This window comes from Bacteroidota bacterium (assembly GCA_016213405.1).
Taxonomy (GTDB): Bacteria; Bacteroidota; Bacteroidia; order Palsa-948; family Palsa-948; genus Palsa-948.
On record JACRAM010000056.1, the window covers coordinates 1 to 17,892 of the forward strand.

Consider the following 17,892-nt stretch of genomic DNA (forward strand, 5'->3'; position numbering starts at 1 on the left):
GGGGTTTGGCACCTCGATGTCGGCTCGTCACATCCTGGGGCTGGAGAAGGTCCCAAGGGTTAGGCTGTTCGCCTATTAAAGTGGCACGCGAGCTGGGTTCAGAACGTCGTGAGACAGTTCGGTCCCTATCTGTTGCGGGCGAAGGAGATTTGAGGGGGTCTGACTCTAGTACGAGAGGACCGAGTCGGACAGACCGCTAGTGTACCAGTTGTAGTGCCAACTGCACCGCTGGGTAGCTACGTCTGGTTGAGATAAGCGCTGAAAGCATATAAGCGCGAAACTCGCCCCAAGATGAGATTTCCCTTAAGGAACGTGGAAGATTACCACGTTGATAGGTTGCAGGTGTAAGTTCAGCAATGAATTCAGCCGAGCAATACTAATTTGTCCGTGCGCTTTCAGGTCAGTAAAGATTTTTTATTTCTTGTATTTTCTTTTTCAATTTGTCATAGGTATTCAACCCTGACTTGCTTCCGAAGTATTACTTAGGAAGTAGCAGGCAAGACTTATGGCGACTATACCGTGGGTGATCACCTCTTCCCATTCCGAACAGAGAAGTTAAGCCCCACAGGGCCGATGGTACTAGCGTAACAGCTGGGAGAGTAGGTTGTTGCCAATCTTTCAAAAAGCCCCGTCTGAGAAATCAGTTCGGGGTTTTTTGTTTTAGTACTTTTGTAAAAAATATTTTTCTGAAAGCCATCTATTCCATATTTTCATTTCTTTTCATCTCGTTAATTCTATCAGCTCAAAATTCTGATTCTGCAAAAATTATTATTAAAGCGCCAGTTGCAGAATATTTTCAGGAAAAAGATTTCTTTCCAAATAATTCAGCTTATAAATCCATTGATACTTCGCTGGATGGAATTCAAAAATATTTTCCGAATGACTTTCCTTATGGTTTGGGTTTATCAAATAGAAAATTATTTTTTGAAACTTTCTCTGAAATAGGATTCAGAAACGGGTTTGAGAGTTTAGATTTGTTTGGCTACAACAGGGATGAAATAAAATACTACCGCACCCGGACGCCTTACACAGAAATATTTGTGTTGTTCGGAATGAAGAAAGAACAGTTTGCCAGATTACTTCATACGCAGAACATCACCAAGCAATGGAACATCGCCTTGAACATGCTTCGTTTGCGGAGCGAAGGTTTTTACAACAAACAGAATTGCACTGACAACAATATTTCTCTTTCATCTAATTATACTTCTAAGAATAACCGCTACTCGCTTTTGGCAAATGGAATCATCAACTCTATCAAGGCGGATGAGAATGGAGGAGTGCGGGATGATATGCTTGAATTGAACCTATTTGTCAATAAAAAACTTATTCCTGTAAATCTTTTAGATGCAAGAACGAGAAGAGGAAAAAGAGAATTTTCTGTTACTCAGTTTTTGAATTTTGGCAAGACAGATACTTCATCAAGAACAGATTCAACTTCAAGAAAAATTATTCCGAGAAATTTTTTTTCATACACATGCCTTGTAAAAGACAACTGGTTTGTTTATGAAGACAAAAATCCATCTTCAGGGTTTTATGAAAACATTTTCTTTGACAGCACTCTAACTCATGACTCCACCTATATTTTTTCTTTCAACAATACTGTTTCATGGAAGAGTTATTTAATGAAAAATATATATTCAGAAGTATTATTTGAACAAAAAAACAGCCGCCTTGTCGAATACAATACTGATTCTTCTCTTGCTCTTGATACCAGTTTTTATGATCAGATTGTGAAATTGAAAATTGGAAATATGACAAAAAAAGATAAATCAAATGGATTCTTTTGGACCATCGGGAAACAATATGTTTTATCGGGAGCGCATCAAGGGGATGATTATGTATATGGCACTATCTCTTTGCTGTTTAATAAGAATAAAAAAATATCTCTTGACTATAAAGACTCGTATCATTCGGTGCCGTTCATTTATAACTATTATACCTCTAATCATTTTTGGTGGAGGAACTCATTTGATAATATAACAGAAAGAACTTCGAAGATTTCATACTACGACCTGAAAAACAAGTTAGTCGTTAGCGCAATGAATACATATATTGACAATTATGTTTACTTCGACAGTACCTTTTTTCCAGTTCTTGACAAGCAACACGATAATATTGGTTTTTATACTTTATCCATCGAAAAAAACTTTCAATTAAAACATTTTGGCTTTAATAATCTTATTAATTGGACTTCTTTAGAGGATGTTCCCAAAGCAGTAATTCATCTCCCAAAATTCGTTAGTCATAATTCTATTTACTATAAAGGAAGTTGGTTCAAAGGCGCAACAAATGTTCAGATTGGTTTTGATGTAACTTATTTTTCTGCTTACTATGCCGATGCCTACATGCCCGCGCTCGGACAATATTATTTACAGAACGAAAAGAAAATCGGCAATTATCCTTTCATAGATTTTTTCTTCAACATGAAAGTAAAGCATGCAAGAATTTTCTTCAAGACAGAGCATGTGAACTCGGGATTGATGGGCGCTTACTATCTTGCTCCGAATAATCCGGCACCAGACAGGAGTTTTAAGGTGGGAATTAATTGGATGTTTTATGATTAAAAAAAGAAGCCCATCCCTGCCCCTTCCCCAAGGGAAGGGAGAATAATTATTACTGAAAAACTTTTTTGTTTACCCTCTCCCCTTGGGGGAGAGTTGGAGAGGGGCTTCCTATGTCTTCTGTTTTTTCTTTTTTGCGGCAGGAAACAAAACATTATTAAGAATCAAACGATAGCCGGGAGAGTTGGGATGAAGCGCTAAATCTGTTGGCGGATCTTCTACCTGGTGCTGATAATCTTCGGGGTCGTGACCGCCATAGAAAGTCCAGAAACCTTTTCCGAAATCTCCGTGGCAGTAGCGAACTTCATTGAATTGTTTTGCTTCGCCCATCACGAGCACATCGGGTTTCACATATGTTTTATCAAAGGCAACTGTTTGCCCCCAGAAACCTTTGATGACTTTCTCATGATTCTGGCAGAGCATGGTTGGAACCGGGTCCCACTTGGCGGAAAACTCGAAGAGCGTGAATAAATCATTTGCTTCGGTGACTCCATATTTCGGAATGCGTGTGTGATACGTATCAATGTTCGCAAATTCGTACTCATACGGATTTGAGTTGAGCGTGTAGTTACGGAAAGCGAATCCTTTTGAGTAATCAATTTTTTTGTTCATGTCAGGGTCGGCAGGATCTCCATCGAACATGCTTTCGCAGATATCAACTCCTTCGGCATCGAGAGCGATGTCATATGAATCGGTGGCGGAGCACATGGCGAAAAGAAATCCTCCGCCTGTAACAAAGTCGCGGATTTTTTTTGCCACTGCAAGTTTCATTTGAGAAACTTTTGCGAAGCCGAGTTTTTGTGCGGTTGCTTCCGCTTCTTTTTGTTCGTTAAGATACCATTGCGCGTTCTTGTAGCTTGCCCAGAATCTTCCGTATTGCCCTGTGAAATCTTCGTGGTGCAAGTGAAGCCAATCGTAGGTTACTAATTTTTCATTCATCACTTCTTCATCAAACACTACATCGTAAGGAATTTCCGCGTACTTGAGAACAAGCGTTACGGCATCGTCCCAGGGTTGTTTTGTTTTGGGAGAATACACGGCAACCTTCGGGCATTTTTCCAACTTAACGGCATCCATGTTTGCTTCGGGGTCGGCAATTTCAGAGAGGATGGCATTTGCTTTTGCATCGGCAATCACTTCATAACTTACTCCGCGGATGGTACATTCTTTTTCAAAATCGGGAGTGTAAATAAACATGAAACTTCCGCCTTTGTAATTCAAGAGCCACTGTGCTGTGCCGCCTTGTTTCAAAATCCAATAGGTGATTCCGTATGCTTTGAGATGGTTCTTTTGGGTTTCATCCATGGGAATGAGAATGGAAGAAGCCAAAGTGAGAAAGTGAGAAAGTGAGAAAGTGAGAAGAGCTATGAGATATGTTTTTTTCATAATCTGGTTACATGAACGATGCAAGGGATTTAAAATTGCATAGACAAATATATGGAAAAGGAACGAGGGACGAGGGACGAAGGACTAATTAGGAAGCTCTGCATTTTTGCGGGGCTTTTTTATTGTGGGGGATTGGGATTACAAATCCGAAAACTCTTTGGTCGGGATTACAGAACAGCCCAACCAGCGGGAACTATTGGCTCAACACAGCTATTTTGGGAATTGTGATTTATTGTTTACCTTTGTGAATAGTTACAAGTAATTGTAAAAAATATCTTACAATGAAAAAGGTATTTGTATTATTAATGTTAACGTGTTCAATTGGGTTTATAAAGGCAAATCCGATTCCATGTACTCCTGTAATAAGTGAGTTTTATCTTGTTGATAGTTCACATTGGTATCTTGAATTAGTTTTCCTACAGAATTCTTGTCCGATGGGTCTCACTACGCTTGATGGATGCAATATCACTACTTCAATCGGTACATTTTATTTTAAAAACGGAATCAATATTACCACTGATAGTATTATTGTTATCACGCAGGATAGTTTACAAAGCCCCTTACAGATAGACAGGAATGGAGATTTTATATCTCTCAAAGATTTTACTGGAAATCCGATGGATGAGCTACGTTTTGGGAATATTTTATATTCTCAGATTTCCGCTCCGGCTTATGGGCAATCAATAGTCAACTATGGTTATTGGTGCATTCCAGCAGGAGGGCAGGCAACAGATGCTAAAATGGAATATCATATAGTAAAAGATAATAATCCTACCATAGGATTTAATTCTTTTACGCCATTTAACGCTACCGCTTCTACTACTACCGGTACTTTTACCGGAATTGTTTATGACAATGTACATAACCCTGTTTCAGGAATAATTATTGGCAAGGGAGGGTGGTGGTATATGGCGCCTAATTATGTATGCGAAAAATTTTTTGGAAGTGCATTAAGTGATTCTGCCGGAAAATTTAGTATACCTGAATACAGCGGTAAATACTCTGTTGGTATTTCCTTTCAACCTTCGTTCTCGTTGATTTTGTTAGACTCATTATTAGACATAGAACCCGATTCAATAAATTATTTTGAATTCACAATTGATACATTGTTGACGAATGTTAATCCTAATTCTTTTCAGAAGGATATTAACTTATCGAGTTCACCCAACCCAACAACCGGAGAAACAACCATCTCATTCGGGATGCCGGCAGGCAGGCAATATACAAAAGCCCTGATAAAAATATATAATTCAAGTAGCGAGATGGTACGCATCTTGCCTGTAAGCATAGGTAGTTCCCAAAACAACTATTCTGTTAAGTGGGATGGTTTATGTTCCGATAATGTGGCTGCATCCGGAATTTATTACTGTAACCTGGAATTGGATGGGCGCAAAGTTGCTACTAATAAAATAATTATTGCGAAGTGAAGTTCGTGAATGGGTTAATTTTATTTTGCTTATTTCTTTTCCCCCGAATTATTTTTTCTCAAAGCCTTCAATTTTACCGTGAAGATTTAACCTTTGAAATAAAGAATGGTTTTTTTTATGTTGATGGCATCTATAATTTTTGCAATAACGGAGATAAAGAAATACAACAGGTTTTGTTTTACCCATTTCCAACAGATAGTGTTTACGGTGAAGTTGATTCCATCAAGGCAGTTGATGTAAATACAAAATCACAAAATATTATTATCAATAAAACAGAAAATGGAATCTTTTTAAAAATAAACCTTCCTCCTTATGGAATCGGGAAATACAAAATTTCTTACAGGCAAAAATTACTGAAAAATAAGGCAGAATATATTTTAGTGACAACTCAAAAATGGAGTGTTCCGTTTGAAAATGCCATTTATAAATTAGTAACTCCCCTTAAAATGAGAACTACATCAACGTCATTTAGCCCAGATAGCACAAAACAAATAAATGATAAGGCAATTTATTATTGGAATAAAAAAGATTTTATGCCAGATAAAAATATGATATTTTATTTTGACAGATAGGTTTCTTCGCAGAGGGAATGTTTTTGGTGGGAATTCTTTTACCCCCGATTTCATCGGTGGCTACTCATATTAAACCCCTATGGGGTAAATACAACCCCCTTTATTCCCATTTGTGAGATTGCTTCGGTCGAAACGACCTCGCAATGACGGTACGCAAAAAAAGTGAGTGGCGAAAGCCGAACGCCATAATAACTCGAATAGTAACAAAATTTTAATGGGTGTTTTGGTTTGTGCAACTTCTATTCTGAAAGATGTGGTGATTGTTTTTGATTGATTGATTTTATAACGCGCTGCATCCAGGTAAAGCATATTATGGAAAGCGCCAGCATGAACATCCAGCAACTCGTCCATAATCCTGTCCATTCCAGAAGGTAGCCGAAAATTATCGGGCAGAGGAATCCTCCAAGCCCGCCAATGACGCCCACCATTCCGCCCACTACTCCAATATCGTCTGGAAAATAATCGGGAATGAATTTGTACACTCCTGCTTTGCCGATTCCCCAAACGATTCCAATGAGCATTACAAGAATTGCGTACACCCACATGTTGGCTTCAAAACTTATTTTTGTTGTTCCCTGTGCGAGCAATTGTTTTTTCTTAACCTCATCTTCTTTTTTCACAATGGGTAACTGCCAACTTTCTTTTCTTGGAAAGATGGAATTCTTTAGCTCGTTATTTTGTGTCAGGAATTCATTTTTCTTTTTCACGGGGTATTCCTTGGTGTCTACCTTTATTAATGTATCAGATACAAAAGAAACTTTTCCGTTTTTTTCCGCCTGAATTCCCTTGCCGGGAGTTTGAATTTCCATTTTTGGAATGATGAGAAGTAAACTGATAACGATGGATGCTTCAAAAACCCACCGCATGACTTTTCTTCCTCCGAATTTGTCGCTCATCCATCCGCCCAGTGCGCGAATTATGCCTGAAGGAAGGCTGAAGAGTGAAGCAAAAAGCCCAGCAATGACCAGCGATGCCGCATACACATTTACGAAATATGGAATAAGCCACTGAGAAAAAGCAACGAAACATCCGAACACTAAAAAATAATCCAAGCCAAATCTCCATACACGGGTATCTTCAAGGGGTTTCAGCATTTGTTTTACTGTGCGGGCTTTCGTGCTGGGTTTTTTGTTGATGGAAAAAAGAATGAAGATGACAGCCATTACAACCAATCCGGCAGCGTAAATTTTAGGAAGCATGCGCCATTGTTCAATATCCGATCCGTTCTTGGTCAGATTATTTAAAATAGTTGGCGCGAGCAGTGTGGTGATTGCCGCTCCTGAGTTTCCGATTCCGAAAATTCCGAGCGCCCGACCTTGCCATTCTTTCGGATACCAAACGGATGTGTAGGCAATTCCCACAGCGAAACCTGTTCCTGCCATTCCGTAACAGAAACTTAACAGAGCAAAACTCCAAAAACTGTTTGCCGTGCTCAGGAAATACATGGGGATGGCGCAAAACAAAAGCAGTAAACCAAACACCCATTTGCCTCCGAACTTATCCGTTAGAATTCCCATCGGCAACCGGAAAACAGAGCCGGTGAGAACAGGAATTCCAAGCAGCCAGCCGATTTCTACTGGACTAAAACTAAAAACTCCTTTGTCAACCAGAAAAGTCACCATCACACCGTTAAACATCCATACTGCAAAACACACCGTGAAGGCGAGTGTGTTCAGAAAAAGTATCCGGTGAGATGTTCCTGTTACGTTTTGTTCCATAATTAAAATGTAGTGTGTCCAATAATTGAAAAAAGAATCTGAGAAAATTAAGTAGTATAAAGTTAAACATATTGGTTTATTGTTTCTTGCTGATTAATTAAATAAACTTTATCGGTCATTATCGTTCGAGGAAAGCATTGTCTGCTCTCTTTCATTATCAGCGAGTGATTTAGAATTTGAACAGAAGAAATATTCGTATTTCCAATTTTTGGAAAAGAGGATTCCTCCAAAAAATAATTGATTCAGAATCACTGCCGGCAAATGAAATCGCACAAAAGACTTTTTTTTATTAGTGAACGAAAACTATGACTTGTATCATCATTTTTTGAAATTTATGCTCTTTACTTTGTGTCAGAAAAAATAATTGCAATGAAATCCTCTCAAAAAAAAGTTGAAGTTCCGCCCTGTGAAAAATGCAGGAACTTTAGCAATTCAGTATTTTGTTCATTAAACAAAACAGAGCAAGAGCAAATTTCAGGTCATAAGACATTCCACTTATATAAAAAAGGACAGGTCATTTTTTATGAAGGGAATCAGCCTCAGGGATTGTATTGTATTTATTCAGGGAAAGTGAAAATTCACAAACTTGGCGATAACGGAAAAGACCAGATAGTTCGTCTCGCAAAAACAGGAAATGTGGTAGGGTATCGCGCACTCCTGAGCATCGATAATTATTATGCAACTGCCACTGCATTGGAGAACACTCTTGTTTGTTTTTTTCCGAAAGCAACCTATCTTAATTTATTAATGAACAATCCTGAGTTTTCAATGAAAACAATAAAAATGCTTTCAGGAAATTTACGTATTGCGGAGCAGATGATAACCAACATGGCGCAAAAGCAGGTAAGAGAAAGAATGGCGGGTGCGCTGTTATATCTGAAAGATTTTTTTGGATTAGAAGAAGATGGCGCAACTATCAACACTGTATTAACCCGTCAGGACATTGGCAATATTGCCGGAACAACTACTGAAACATCCATTCGCATATTGTCTGACTTTAACAAAAATAAAATTATCAGGATTGTTGGGAAAAAAATAAAAATCCTTAACAAAAAAGAACTTTTACACATAGCCAATATTTCGGAGTGAAAAAATTCTTTTCATCAGAATTCTTTATGATTCAAGTCATTGTTTAAAAAATTAATGGCAATTACCTTCGATTGAAAATTTATTTATTAAAATGGAAACCCAAAAGGAGTTTGCAAATCATAAAATAAAAACTACCAGTTGTCATCAATGCGGGCTAAAACAATCTTCTGTATTTCAAAATTGTGCCGATGAACTTCTTGACGAATTATTTTCAAATAAACAATTCAGGCAGTATGGTAAAAATGAAATACTCATAAGACAAAATGATTCATTTGAAGGAGTTTTCTGCATACAGGAAGGAACTGTGAAGGTTTCTACTTCTGGAAATAAAAACAAAGATTTTATTCTTTGGTTTGCACGCCCGGGGGATATGATAGGTATTGATTCATTTATTAATAACAAAAATCATTCGTTTACAGCCATTACAGTTGAACCGGTCAGTGCTTGTTTTGTTCCTGACACCGATTTTAAGAAACTTGTAAGCAAAGATCCGGCAATTGCAAGAAAATTAATGAAAGTATTGTGCGAAGAAATTAATTTTATTGAAACCAGGATTACAAGTATTTCACAAAAATCAATTAGAGAACAATTCGCTGAAGTGCTTATATCAATTGCCACAAAAAATAAAAAATCCATTGTAGGAAATACTTCTATTAACTATTCCATAAAAGATTTGGCAAATATTATTGGCACTACGAATAACTACCTGTACAAAATCTTATCCGATTTGAATGAAAAAAATGTTGTGTCAATTCGCAATAAAAAATTAGTGATAAAAGATTTTGATAAGCTTTCGCTAATAGCCATAGGAGAAGAATCCGTTACATAAGTTTCTTCATGTCAATCTTAACAAGGCGAATTATTTTCTGGACATTAATTATTCTGTTTGCAATTCATTCTTTATTCGTTTTCACTGTCGGCACCAATACGGACTACGGAGAAAAACTTATGACCGAAGATGCTGAAAACGGGAAACTTCTTTTTCAAAAATACAATTGCACCGCCTGCCATCAACTTTACGGGCTAGGCGGTTTTATGGGTCCGGATTTGACCAATGCAATGTCAAAGCAGGGAATTGGGGAACTATATGTGAGTGCATTTCTGCAAGGAGGAACTCAGCGCATGCCTAATTTTCATTTATCAGAAGATGAAATAAAATCGTTGGTGGCTTACTTAAAATATGTTGACAAAACCGGAATTTCTCCTGTGAAAAAATTTGAAATAAATTATGACGGAACTATAACTCAAAAATGAAAAAAGAAACAGGTATATGGTTTGTTTCAATGGGACTAATCTCTCTGCTTGTCGGAATGTTTTTTGGATGTATTGCAGCCTTCCAATTTATCTTTCCTGATTTCCTGAAAGAAATTTCTTTTGTAAAAACGAGACCCTTACATGTTTCGCTTGTGATTGCGTGGATATTTCTCTGTGCTATCGGTGGAATATATTATTACACAAATCATTACTGCGAAACAAAACTTTGGTCGGAAAAACTTTCTAAAATCCATTTCTGGATATTTGTGATTACAGGAATATTAATTCTTGGTTGCTATTTCATGGGGAAATTCGGAGGGCGGGAATATTGGGAGTTCCCTGCAATCCTTTCCATTCCAATTTTTATTTCATGGATATTATTCGCCATAAATTATTTTAAATCTGCTTTCAAAAAAGCCGGAAGCTGGCCAGTATATATGTGGATGTGGGCAACAGGAATTGTTTTTTTCTTTATCACCTTCAGTGAAGCGTATCTTTGGGTACTCCCCTATTTCCGAAATAATTTAATCCGCGACCTCACTGTTCAATGGAAAGCATACGGTGCGCTGGTAGGTTCCTGGAATATGCTTGTGTATGGCACAGCAATTTTTGTGATGGCAAAAATAAAAGGCGATGAAAAAATGGCTCACTCGCGCCTTGCTTTCCTCATGTATTTTCTGGGTTTCACAAATTTACTTTTCGGATGGGCTCATCATATTTATATAGTGCCAGCTGCGAAGTGGATTCGCATTTTATCATATGCCACAAGTATGACCGAATTATTACTTCTCGGAAAAATAATAATCGACTGGAAAAATTCCCTGGCTGAAGCAAAAAAGGATTTTCATATTCTTCCTATTAAATTTATTGTCGCATCCGATGTTTGGGTCTTTCTTAACCTTGCACTTGCTTTAGCCATATCAGTTCCTGCAATTAATATTTATACACATGGAACACACGTTACGGTTGCACATTCAATGGGAAGCTCGATTGGCATCAACACAATGATCTTGCTTGCGTCCGCATTTTTTCTAATCACCGATGTAACAAAAAATGAATTTACAATTAGTCAAAAAAAACGCATTTCAATTGGTTTTTGGATGTTCAATATTTTTTTTACAATATTCTGGATTGCGCTAATCTCAGCAGGAATCGAAAAGGGAATTCTTATAATAGATGATAAACTTTCCTTTCAGGAAATTATGATGAAGATAAATCCCATTCTTATTGTGTTTGCTTTTTCGGGAATTGGAATATTAATTGGATTGTATTTGATAATTGTTCCCCTGCTAAACTCGGCATATGAATACCTTCGTAAAGATTATTAAATTATGATAATTATCATATTTTGCATACATGATTATAAATAAATTGCTGAAGTAAAAAAAAGAAAAATATTATGAATTTGTGGAAAGATCATGCTCAACAAATTTCCTTTTCCAATACCGAAATCGCTTTTAAGAATAAAGATGATAAAGAGTTAAAGCAATCACTTTGGCTGTTTAAGTTAATGCGAAGTCCATCGTTGGTCAAATTATTTTCTAAACTTACTTTAATAGCATTGAAATTACACCTGCCGATTTCTTCAGCAGTTAAAGCAACTATTTATAAACAGTTTTGTTCGGGAGAATCGATTGATGAAAGCCAAGTAGTAGTAAAACGTCTGGTAAAATCAGGTGTTGGCTCTATACTGGATTATTCGGTTGAAGGAAAAGAATGCGAAGAAGATTTTGAACATACGAAAAACGAAGTGATTAAAATTATTCATGTAGCCAAGGGGAATCGAGCCATTCCTTATACAAGTTTGAAAATAACCGGGATCGCCAGCCATGAACTGCTTGAAAAATTAAATCTAAAACAAGAATACCTTCAAAATGAAAGCAAAGAATTTTTTAAAGTGCGCAGACGTCTTGACCAAATCTGTAAGGAAGCTTTACTATGCGAAGTTCCGATTTATTTTGACGCTGAAGAAAGCTGGATTCAGGACGTGATAGATTTTCTTGCCGAAGAAGCAATGCGGGAATATAATCGTGAAAAAGCAATTGTGCTCACCACTTTACAAATGTACCGATGGGACAGGATGGATTACCTGAAAAAACTTATTGAGAAAGCCCGTAGAGAGAAATTCTTCATCGGCATTAAACTTGTGCGTGGAGCTTATATGGAAAAAGAAAACACACGTGCGTTTGAATTTGATTACAAATCACCCATCCAGCCGGACAAAGAATCTACGGATAAAGATTTTGACAAAGCAGTGGATTTATGTCTGGAAAACATTGACATCATCACACTTTGCGCGGGAACTCATAACGAAGCAAGCACCATTCACCTGATTGATAAAATGAAAACCCTTGTCATTCAAAATAATCATCCGAATGTATATTTTTCTCAGCTCTATGGAATGAGCGACCACATTACATTCAACCTTGCTGACCAGGGTTACAACGTAACAAAATATCTTCCGTACGGTCCGGTAAAATCAACGCTTCCTTATTTAATCAGAAGAGCAGAAGAAAATACTGCTATCGCTGGGCAAATGAGCCGTGAGTTGAAATTAATTCTTGAAGAAAAAGAGAGAAGAAAATATTCCAGGATGCTCCCTGCTCCTTCGGCTTAAATTTTATTATATCACCTTACTGAATATTTCTGTCTTCGGAATGTTTTTCCAAAGTCTGGCATCAAACGCCATACAGATATTCCTTATAAAAGGTTTACCATTTTCAGTTACTTTCAAATAATATGGATTGATAATTACCAATCCGTCTTTCTCCATTTCTTTTACTCTTTCAAACGCATCGTAAATGGCTGCGCATTGTTCTGATTTATTTTGCCAGGAAGCAGAAAATTTACAGATGATATTCAAAATGTGTTTTCTCAGAATCAAATCCTCTTCATTAAGAATATGTCCTCTGAAAATCGGCAGAGTTCCGCTATTAACAAGTTTGTGATACTCTTCAACTGTTTTTACATTTTGTGCATAAGCATTCCAACTATCGCTGATGGAAGAAACTCCTAAGCCAATCATTAACTTTGTATACGAATGGGTGTACCCCATAAAATTTCTGTGCAACGTTCCATTTTGCGAAGCTTTAAAGAGGGAATCTGTTTTGCGGGCGAAATGATCCATGCCTATTTCTTCATAACCAGCTTCTTCAAGCATGCTTCTTCCTGTTTCATACAGTTGCCTTTTTTCCTCATCTTTCGGCAAATCTTTTTCTGTAAATTTTCTTTGTCCTGGCTTTATCCACGGTACGTGAGCATAACTATAAAAAGCAATTCTGTCAGGATTCAAAAGCATTACTTTATTTATTGTATCCACTACGCTTGATTTTTTTTGGAGTGGTAAACCGTAAATTAAATCAAAGTTGATGGAAGTGAATCCGATCTTACGCGCATGCGATACAACTTTCTCAACTGTTTCAAATGTCTGAACCCGATTAACAATATCCTGCACCATAAAATCAAAATCCTGAATGCCCAGGCTCAACCTTCTGAATCCAATATCGTAGAGTGTTTGAAGATGTAAATCAGTTGTGTTATTTGGGTGAGCTTCAAAACTAAATTCCGCATCCTTTGTGGTAAGAGAAGTTGAGAGTATTCCATCAATAAGCATTTTAAGATTCTCTGCACTAAAAAATGTTGGGGTTCCTCCTCCAAGATGAATTTCTTTTACTCTTGGAGTTTCACCAAAAACATTCTGATATAATTTCCATTCTTTAAGTAAAGAATGAATGTATGTTTTTTCGACATTATGATTTACGGTGATACGCGTGTTGCATCCGCAATAAGTGCATAAACTTTCGCAATAAGGAAGATGTATATACAAACTGATTCCATCCTTGCTGTTTGTATTTATAAAGCAATCACTGCTTTCTTCTTTCCATTGCTCAACTGAAGGCAGGTTATCCCAGTATGGAACGGTCGGGTAACTTGTGTAGCGAGGACCAGGAACATTATATTTTTTTATTAATTCAGAATTCATTTTATGTATTGTCATCGGCATACCATTCAGCAAATGAAGTGGGCGTTTCTCTCAGCTTCAGATGATGTAGTGTGGCAGGTGCAGGTAAATTATTTTGAATGATCTTTGCAAAGTCAATTAAGAGATTCTCGCTGGTGGGCTGATAGTTTACCAGTACCACTTTTCCAATAAGGAGATTTTCCTTAACAAAATTTTTATGAGGGGAATTTTCATTCAGCACAAGCGTATGATCAAATTTATTTATTACGGATGTTTCTACAATTTTTTTTAAATCAGAGAAATCCATTACCATTCCTTGTTTGGAATTTTTACTTTCAGAGTTCGTTTCACCTATTACAGTTACAGATAGCTGGTAAGAATGTCCGTGAATATTTTTGCAGGGTCCGTCATAGCCGTAAAGCGCGTGTGCCATTTCAAAATGAAATATCTTGGTGATCCGCACTATGGAAGAATGATTTTTCATCTGTTCAGAAATTGCTGATAGGCGGCAAACAATACGATTGCGGCAATTGTTATTTGAACCATGCGGTTCAATAATTTACCTGCTTTCATCCATCCAGAATTATTTTTCGAACAGAATTCACAATACGATTTCACCATAAAAATTATTTGATTCACAAAGCTGTTAAATAAAATGAGAAAAGAACATACTATCGGTCAGGCATGAAAACAAAATCTGAATAATAATCAATCGCTCAGATTTGCACTGCGAAGAAGCGAATTAATCTTAAGAACCTTGATCTTCTTTCCGATGAATTCAAGAACGCCATCTTCTTTAAGATCTGCGAGGATACGTATCGCAGTTTCTGTTGCTGTTCCAGCTATATTAGCTATTTCCTCGCGGGTAAGAATGACATTCAGCGTTGCATTATCTTTTTCAAAACCATACACTTCTTTCATAAAAAGGATTGCTTCCGCCATTCGTTCTTTGACAGGCTTTTGGGCTAGATCCGTTATTTTGTGTTCTGCATTTTTTAAATCGCTGGCAAGAAGTTTCATTACCTGTAGAGTAATGGCATTATTTGTTTCCACAAATTTGAAAAATACACTTTTAGGAATAAAGCATATTGAAGTTTCTTCAATTGCTTCGGCAGTGGATGTATATTTTTCACCTCCAAGAAGCGCTCTGTATCCAAGAAGGTCACCTGATTTTGCCAAACGGACAATTTGTTCGCGCCCGTTTTCTGCTAACTGAAATAATTTTACTTTACCTGCATTGATGCAATATATTCCATGGGGATAAGAATCCTGTTTGAAAACATCCTGTCCTTTTTTATAAACAGTACATCCTTTGTGCTCGTTTAACTCTCTTACTTCTTCTTTGTTTAGGTCGCAAAAAACTGATTTGAACCTAGCATCACAAAACTGGCAATCAAGATGGGGGTTTGCCTTTTTCATGTGATATTTTTCTTTGTAACTACTATTGTGACATTCTTTTTATTTTTTTTATAAAACGAAAGATACATAAAAAATTTACAAAATTCTTTTAAATAAAATAATATCACTCATTAATTATTTACCAATATCAATTTTATCTGCAAGTTGCAACGACATGGATTTAATGGTTTTTGAAAGAACCCAAATTACGATTAACAACAAGCACAATAAACCAATCAGCAAATACTCGGTAAAACTAAATAAATTAAGCAAATTGACTGTTTGTTTTTTTGAATCGGAAGAAACAACTATTGAAGTAGTATTCCCGGATGTATTTGAAGTATTTGATGCCAGATCTGTTTTGACAGATGATAACTCTGTTGATTTTGCTGTAATAAATTCTACTATAGATTTTATTTGATCTTCACTAATAGCCAAATCGGGCATTGGAATTTTATTATTGTCATTAAATAATTTTACAGCCTGCGCATCACCAGCTTTCACAAGTGACTGTGATGACTTAATCCATTTCTGCATCCATTGCATATCATGCCTGTTTTGAACATCCCGCAAATCGGGTCCTACTAATTTACCTTTCCCAACCGTATGGCAACTGGCGCAGTTGGTTTTAAAAAGTTGTTCTCCATCCTGTGCAAATGAAACAGCAGCGTTGCAGATGAATATAGTAATCGAAAGAATTAGATTTTTCGTTTTCATACATTTTATTTAGTTATTTATTTTGAAGAACTTTCTAAACAAAAGTATGACCAAAGGATAAAATGTATTATGATACCCATCATACTGACATATGATAAATATCATATTTACAATTTTAAGGGATTTACTGAATTAATTCCTCTTCTAGCTGAATAGCTTTTGGAAAAAGAATATTGTTTTCGAGATGAATGTGCTGATGTAAATCTTCTTCAAACTCCTGAAGCTTTTCGTAAGCATAACGAAAACTGTTGCAAGCATCTGCGGGAATAGAATAATTACCCGTTACTTCTCTGATTTTTCCCAACAATTCTCCGACAACATCGTGTTCGTGCTCCATCATTCTTATAGGGTTTTTTACCGTGCCAAATGTGGGTGCAACAGCTTTTCCTGACTTTTTCGATTCAGATAGCTGCTTTATATATGGGAACAGAATATTTTCTTCTTTCAGCATGTGCTGATTAAGATCATCTATCACCTTCACAAAAATAGCTGCTACTTCAATTACCTCAGGGTGTTGAACACTATGAACTTTTGAAATTTTTTGTGTGAACTCAAAAATAAGAGGCATGGATTGAATAACATATTTATGATGAGTGTTTACTATATATTCTGAGAGAAAATCAAGTTCCCATGCACTGAAATTCTGCGATGGTAGTTCAGTCGCTGTTTCAGCAATATGTAATTCTTTTTCCAGTTGCTCCTGATTGATTCCCTTTTCTTTACAAACATTTGCTATAGATTTTTTTCCTCCGCAGCAAAAATCCACTCCATATTTTTTAAACACTTCCACTTTGCGATAATCACGTGCGGCAAGTTCTCCTACTGTTGGTTCTCTTAATGTTTCCATAAATTATTATTTTTATTGCAAATGTAAGTGCAGGCACTTGCTATAAACATGACTAAAATCAGTATTTATATAATTATGATACCGCTCATAATCAAACGCAGAAATGAAATATACTTTCGCTTTATGAATAGCACATACATTGCTTTGTTTTTCAGCATTCTTACTTTCGTGGCAAGTGCAGGAATAATTTTATTTATGAGAGCAATTCGCCTCTCAAAAAAAAATGCACTCAAGCAGGGGCTTTACTTTATACTTGTCTCATTTATTTGTGGAATAATAATGATGAACTGGATAATCAGTACTATATAGAATTATTTTTCCAGGAAAGGATCAGCAATAGAAAATCGTTTTGAATAGACTTTCCTTTATCCTTCGCGTAGCATAGATGAAGGTATTTAACAAACTCATCATGAGTACTATTCGGATTTTCTGATTTGAAATTCTTTGCCATCTCCATAATTTTTTGAGGACGAGAGCCCCATATTCCAATTTCTTTATTTGTCATTTCATCCACACAAATCAAAATTGGAATTGAACGCGATCCATTTGTAAGATGCTTATCCATAATATCCGTGTTTTCATCACGAAGAATAATTTTCAAATCAATATTCGGATTGATCGATGCCATCTTTTCAATGATAGGAATATTTTGTGCCCCATCACCGCACCATGCTTCCACTAATACTGTCCATCTCCATTTTCTATTTACACTTTTTATCAATTTCGCTAAGCTTTCACTGATTTGAATTTGTTTATCAATTCGTTTCATGCGGAATGCATTTAGTTTTGTTGCTTCAATTCTTTCTATAGTTTGTTCAATGCCGGTCGTGCTTTCAGTTTCAGATAAGCGGATAACTAAATCCTTATATGCTGAGTAGCTAAAACTCGTAATTGAATTTATTATGATTGTTTCTGATTTCATTTTTATAATTTAGAAAACAAATTTGCAGGCAAATCCTTAC

16 protein-coding genes and 2 rRNA genes are annotated in these 17,892 nt (G+C 36.5%); 10 read left to right on the forward strand and 8 right to left on the reverse strand.

The window, feature by feature from the left end; genetic code table 11:
- The 3 genes from HY841_06265 to HY841_06275 all read left to right on the forward strand — a co-directional run.
- Nucleotides 1-397: ribosomal RNA gene (locus HY841_06265) — 23S ribosomal RNA — on the forward strand; the annotation flags it as partial.
- A gap of 107 nt (nucleotides 398-504) precedes the next feature.
- Nucleotides 505-616, forward strand: a 5S ribosomal RNA gene (gene rrf, locus HY841_06270).
- 16 nt (nucleotides 617-632) lie between these two features.
- Nucleotides 633-2,564, forward strand: a complete 1,932-nt coding sequence (locus HY841_06275; protein ID MBI4930348.1) for a hypothetical protein — start codon at nucleotides 633-635, stop codon at nucleotides 2,562-2,564.
- A 108-nt stretch (nucleotides 2,565-2,672) separates the two neighbouring features.
- On the opposite strand, the gene HY841_06280 is transcribed toward HY841_06275, so the two are convergent.
- A complete protein-coding gene (locus HY841_06280; protein ID MBI4930349.1) occupies nucleotides 2,673-3,947 on the reverse strand; it encodes an asparagine synthetase B in 1,275 nt (424 codons plus the stop codon).
- A gap of 281 nt (nucleotides 3,948-4,228) precedes the next feature.
- Between HY841_06280 and HY841_06285 the strand changes: the two genes are divergently transcribed.
- Nucleotides 4,229-5,374, forward strand: a complete 1,146-nt coding sequence (locus HY841_06285) for a hypothetical protein (protein ID MBI4930350.1) — start codon at nucleotides 4,229-4,231, stop codon at nucleotides 5,372-5,374.
- Nucleotides 5,375-5,379: 5 nt separating this feature from the next.
- Nucleotides 5,380-5,946, forward strand: coding sequence for a hypothetical protein (locus HY841_06290; GenBank protein MBI4930351.1), 567 nt, complete (start codon nucleotides 5,380-5,382; stop codon nucleotides 5,944-5,946).
- A gap of 239 nt (nucleotides 5,947-6,185) precedes the next feature.
- On the opposite strand, the gene HY841_06295 is transcribed toward HY841_06290, so the two are convergent.
- Complete coding sequence (locus tag HY841_06295; GenBank protein MBI4930352.1) at nucleotides 6,186-7,664, reverse strand: NarK/NasA family nitrate transporter; 1,479 nt, start codon at nucleotides 7,662-7,664, stop codon at nucleotides 6,186-6,188.
- Between the two features lie 369 nt (nucleotides 7,665-8,033).
- Here HY841_06295 and HY841_06300 point away from each other — a divergent pair, with 369 nt between their 5' ends.
- The 5 genes from HY841_06300 to HY841_06320 all read left to right on the forward strand — a co-directional run bounded on the left by HY841_06300 (nucleotide 8,034) and on the right by HY841_06320 (nucleotide 12,624).
- Nucleotides 8,034-8,753, forward strand: a complete 720-nt coding sequence (locus HY841_06300) for a Crp/Fnr family transcriptional regulator (GenBank protein ID MBI4930353.1) — start codon at nucleotides 8,034-8,036, stop codon at nucleotides 8,751-8,753.
- 91 nt (nucleotides 8,754-8,844) lie between these two features.
- Nucleotides 8,845-9,582: a Crp/Fnr family transcriptional regulator gene (locus HY841_06305; protein MBI4930354.1), complete on the forward strand. Its 738-nt coding sequence runs from the start codon at nucleotides 8,845-8,847 to the stop codon at nucleotides 9,580-9,582.
- 8 nt (nucleotides 9,583-9,590) lie between these two features.
- Complete coding sequence (locus tag HY841_06310) at nucleotides 9,591-10,007, forward strand: cytochrome c (protein ID MBI4930355.1); 417 nt, start codon at nucleotides 9,591-9,593, stop codon at nucleotides 10,005-10,007.
- Nucleotides 10,004-11,335 (forward strand): cbb3-type cytochrome c oxidase subunit I, encoded by a 1,332-nt coding sequence (locus HY841_06315; GenBank protein ID MBI4930356.1) that lies wholly within the window; start codon nucleotides 10,004-10,006, stop codon nucleotides 11,333-11,335. Before HY841_06310 ends, HY841_06315 begins: the two co-directional genes overlap by 4 nt.
- Nucleotides 11,336-11,406: 71 nt before the next feature.
- On the forward strand, nucleotides 11,407-12,624 hold the full coding sequence (locus tag HY841_06320) for a proline dehydrogenase family protein (GenBank protein ID MBI4930357.1): 1,218 nt from the start codon (nucleotides 11,407-11,409) through the stop codon (nucleotides 12,622-12,624).
- A gap of 6 nt (nucleotides 12,625-12,630) precedes the next feature.
- Here HY841_06320 and hemN read toward each other — a convergent pair whose 3' ends face one another.
- The 6 genes from hemN to HY841_06350 all read right to left on the reverse strand — a co-directional run bounded on the left by hemN (nucleotide 12,631) and on the right by HY841_06350 (nucleotide 17,852).
- Nucleotides 12,631-13,989: an oxygen-independent coproporphyrinogen III oxidase gene (gene hemN, locus HY841_06325; GenBank protein MBI4930358.1), complete on the reverse strand. Its 1,359-nt coding sequence runs from the start codon at nucleotides 13,987-13,989 to the stop codon at nucleotides 12,631-12,633.
- A gap of 1 nt (nucleotide 13,990) precedes the next feature.
- The gene (locus HY841_06330; GenBank protein MBI4930359.1) at nucleotides 13,991-14,452 is read right to left on the reverse strand and encodes a 6-carboxytetrahydropterin synthase; all 462 of its coding nucleotides are present in this window, start codon (nucleotides 14,450-14,452) and stop codon (nucleotides 13,991-13,993) included.
- 224 nt (nucleotides 14,453-14,676) lie between these two features.
- Complete coding sequence (locus HY841_06335; GenBank protein MBI4930360.1) at nucleotides 14,677-15,387, reverse strand: Crp/Fnr family transcriptional regulator; 711 nt, start codon at nucleotides 15,385-15,387, stop codon at nucleotides 14,677-14,679.
- A 114-nt stretch (nucleotides 15,388-15,501) separates the two neighbouring features.
- The gene (locus HY841_06340; protein MBI4930361.1) at nucleotides 15,502-16,083 is read right to left on the reverse strand and encodes a cytochrome c; all 582 of its coding nucleotides are present in this window, start codon (nucleotides 16,081-16,083) and stop codon (nucleotides 15,502-15,504) included.
- A gap of 124 nt (nucleotides 16,084-16,207) precedes the next feature.
- Nucleotides 16,208-16,930: an iron-sulfur cluster repair di-iron protein gene (gene ric, locus HY841_06345; protein MBI4930362.1), complete on the reverse strand. Its 723-nt coding sequence runs from the start codon at nucleotides 16,928-16,930 to the stop codon at nucleotides 16,208-16,210.
- 301 nt (nucleotides 16,931-17,231) lie between these two features.
- Complete coding sequence (locus tag HY841_06350) at nucleotides 17,232-17,852, reverse strand: thioredoxin family protein (GenBank protein ID MBI4930363.1); 621 nt, start codon at nucleotides 17,850-17,852, stop codon at nucleotides 17,232-17,234.
- Nucleotides 17,853-17,892 lie beyond the last annotated feature (40 nt).

Bases quoted from the DNA above. Each gene is read 5' to 3' on its own strand.
- HY841_06340 (MBI4930361.1), bottom strand. From the start codon at position 16,083: ATGAAAACGAAAAATCTAATTCTTTCGATTACTATATTCATCTGCAAC.
- HY841_06330 (MBI4930359.1), bottom strand. From the start codon at position 14,452: ATGAAAAATCATTCTTCCATAGTGCGGATCACCAAGATATTTCATTTT.
- HY841_06295 (MBI4930352.1), bottom strand. From the start codon at position 7,664: ATGGAACAAAACGTAACAGGAACATCTCACCGGATACTTTTTCTGAAC.
- HY841_06315 (MBI4930356.1), top strand. From the start codon at position 10,004: ATGAAAAAAGAAACAGGTATATGGTTTGTTTCAATGGGACTAATCTCT.
- HY841_06285 (MBI4930350.1), top strand. From the start codon at position 4,229: ATGAAAAAGGTATTTGTATTATTAATGTTAACGTGTTCAATTGGGTTT.
- hemN (MBI4930358.1), bottom strand. From the start codon at position 13,989: ATGAATTCTGAATTAATAAAAAAATATAATGTTCCTGGTCCTCGCTAC.
- HY841_06335 (MBI4930360.1), bottom strand. From the start codon at position 15,387: ATGAAAAAGGCAAACCCCCATCTTGATTGCCAGTTTTGTGATGCTAGG.
- HY841_06350 (MBI4930363.1), bottom strand. From the start codon at position 17,852: ATGAAATCAGAAACAATCATAATAAATTCAATTACGAGTTTTAGCTAC.
- HY841_06280 (MBI4930349.1), bottom strand. From the start codon at position 3,947: ATGAAAAAAACATATCTCATAGCTCTTCTCACTTTCTCACTTTCTCAC.
- HY841_06310 (MBI4930355.1), top strand. From the start codon at position 9,591: ATGTCAATCTTAACAAGGCGAATTATTTTCTGGACATTAATTATTCTG.
- HY841_06300 (MBI4930353.1), top strand. From the start codon at position 8,034: ATGAAATCCTCTCAAAAAAAAGTTGAAGTTCCGCCCTGTGAAAAATGC.
- ric (MBI4930362.1), bottom strand. From the start codon at position 16,930: ATGGAAACATTAAGAGAACCAACAGTAGGAGAACTTGCCGCACGTGAT.
- HY841_06320 (MBI4930357.1), top strand. From the start codon at position 11,407: ATGAATTTGTGGAAAGATCATGCTCAACAAATTTCCTTTTCCAATACC.
- HY841_06305 (MBI4930354.1), top strand. From the start codon at position 8,845: ATGGAAACCCAAAAGGAGTTTGCAAATCATAAAATAAAAACTACCAGT.